The organism is Rhodococcus sp. (in: high G+C Gram-positive bacteria) (assembly GCF_049591685.1).
Taxonomy (GTDB): Bacteria; Actinomycetota; Actinomycetes; order Mycobacteriales; family Mycobacteriaceae; genus Rhodococcoides.
Genome location: NZ_JBAWFH010000025.1, coordinates 1 through 2,238, shown reverse-complemented (window position 1 = coordinate 2,238; position 2,238 = coordinate 1). Strand labels below are relative to the sequence as shown.

Sequence of the window (2,238 nt, the reverse complement as noted above, 5' to 3'; positions counted from 1 at the left end):
CCCGTGGGGAGGTCGTGTACGGCGCCGAATTCTTCCGTTGGTTTTCCGAAGAAGCAGTACGTATTTCGGGGGATCACACTCTCACCGGTGACGGGAAGAATCGCATCATCGTGACGCGAGCACCCGTCGGCCCCTGCATCCTCGTCACACCGTGGAACTTCCCCCTTGCGATGGGAACCCGAAAGATCGGACCGGCGTTGGCGGCCGGCTGCACCGTCGTGTTCAAACCGGCCGAGCAGACGCCGTTGACGGCACTTGCGCTGGCGGGGATCCTTGCCGAAGCGGGTGTTCCCGAGGGCGTCGTCAACGTCGTGCCGACCACGGATGCGGCCGGCGTGGTCGGTTCGTGGATGGCCGGCGGTGTCGCTCGCAAGATCAGCTTCACCGGATCTACGGAAGTGGGCAAGATCTTGCTGGCGCAGGCTGCTCCAACCGTGATGCGGACGTCGATGGAACTCGGAGGCAACGCTCCCTTCATCGTCGCCGAGGGCGCCGATATCGATCGAGCAGTCGACGGCGCCATGGTGGCCAAGATGCGCAACATGGGGGAGGCATGTACCGCCGCGAACCGCTTCTTCGTGCACCGCCCGGTGGCGACCGAGTTCGCCGAAAAGCTCGGAGCCCGCATGGGGGACTTGAAGGTGGGCGCGGGAAGCGCGGACGGGGTGGAGGTCGGACCACTCATCGATCAGGACGGCCGCGCGAAGGTCCAGCACCTCGTGGACGACGCACTCGCTCGCGGCGCGAAAGCCGTTGTGGGTGGTAGCGAAACCGAGGGGCCCGGTTACTTCTACCCGCCGACGGTGCTCCACTCGGTCGATCCGGCGTCGGAACTGATGTCCACCGAAATCTTCGGTCCCGTCGCCGCCGTAGTCCCGTACGACACCGAGGACGAGGTGATCGCACTGGCCAACGACACCGAGTGGGGTCTCGTCGGATATGTGTTCACCCAGGACATCGACCGTGCGCTGCGGATGGGGGACCGGCTCGAAGTCGGGATGGTGGGGCTCAATACCGGGCTGGTGTCCAACCCGGCTGCGCCCTTTGGCGGGGTCAAACAATCGGGCCTCGGACGAGAGGGCGGCAAGGTGGGGATCGACGAATTTCTCGAATACAAGTACTTCGCCATTCCAAGATCGTGATGCCTCACATCTCGACGCAGTGGTCCGCAGTTCGATGAGCACGTTCCAAGCAGGAGGAAAGCCAATGGCACGCTCGCGAAGGTTGACGCCGTTGAACGCTCGCAACACGTCGATGGTCATCGCGGACCAGATCCGCGATCGCATCATCGACGGCTCCTACGCGCCCGGTGAGCAGGTCAACGAGGCGAACGTGGCGGCCGAGCTCGAAATTTCGCGTGGGCCCGTGCGCGAAGCGTTGCAGCGGCTCAACCAGGAGGGTTTGCTCGTCAGTTACCGCAACAGGGGCGTCTTCGTCGTCGAACTCAGTATCGACGACGTCGCCGAAATCTACGACGCCCGTGCCGCGATCGAGGTCGGTGCTGCATGGACGCTGGTGCACGGTGACAAGGAGTTGTTGACGGCAACGGCCTCGGAGCTGTCCGCGATCGTCGACCAGATGCAACCGTTCATCGACCGCGCGGATTGGTTGGGTCTGGCCGAACGCGATCTGGCGTTCCACACGGCCCTGGTGTCGGCCACGTCGAACAGCCGGATGGCGCGGATGTACGCAACACTGGCGGCCGAGGCGCGTATCTGCATGGCCAATCTGGAAACGGCGTACTACCGGCCGGAAGCGCTGGTCGAAGAACATCAGCTGCTTGTGGATCTTCTTCTCGGTAACGATTGGAACGCATTGGAAGCCGGCTTGCACGAGCATATGGATACCGCGGTGCATGATCTGACTCAGTCGATGCGTGACGAAGCTGCGGCGGAGAATGCCGCTGTGTACGCCGAACCGGGCTGAGCCGGGCCGCGTCATAACGCAACATCCGCAACGCAGAAGTAACACGAATTCCCTTGCTGCTGTTCAACTCTTGCGTCTAGCCTGATTGTCAACAATCTGCAAAGTGTTACGGGTTGGTCGCCGATCGCCCGCACTGCACCGAAAGGGGGTACCGATGAACGAAAACGACCACCATGCCGGACATTCGGCCAGGCCGAAATGGACCAGCGCGGTCGGAACGGATCATGCCCCGGGACTCGCCGAATACGTCGACTTGCCCAACAGCACGCCGATCACGTTCACCGACGTCGAGTACTCCGCCCGCCTCCAGGC

The 2,238-nt window shown here is 63.0% G+C and carries 2 protein-coding genes; both read left to right on the top strand.

Annotation, left to right across the window (positions count from 1 at the left end; translation table 11 throughout):
- A partial coding sequence (locus WBQ44_RS00850; RefSeq protein WP_495564845.1) for an NAD-dependent succinate-semialdehyde dehydrogenase occupies positions 1-1,142 on the top strand: 1,142 nt, incomplete at its 5' end.
- A 64-nt stretch (positions 1,143-1,206) separates the two neighbouring features.
- On the top strand, positions 1,207-1,926 hold the full coding sequence (locus tag WBQ44_RS00845; RefSeq protein ID WP_495564844.1) for a GntR family transcriptional regulator: 720 nt from the start codon (positions 1,207-1,209) through the stop codon (positions 1,924-1,926).
- Positions 1,927-2,238 lie beyond the last annotated feature (312 nt).

Excerpts from the sequence above, each read along its gene's own strand:
- WBQ44_RS00845 (WP_495564844.1), top strand. The coding sequence starts at position 1,207 with ATGGCACGCTCGCGAAGGTTGACGCCGTTGAACGCTCGCAACACGTCG.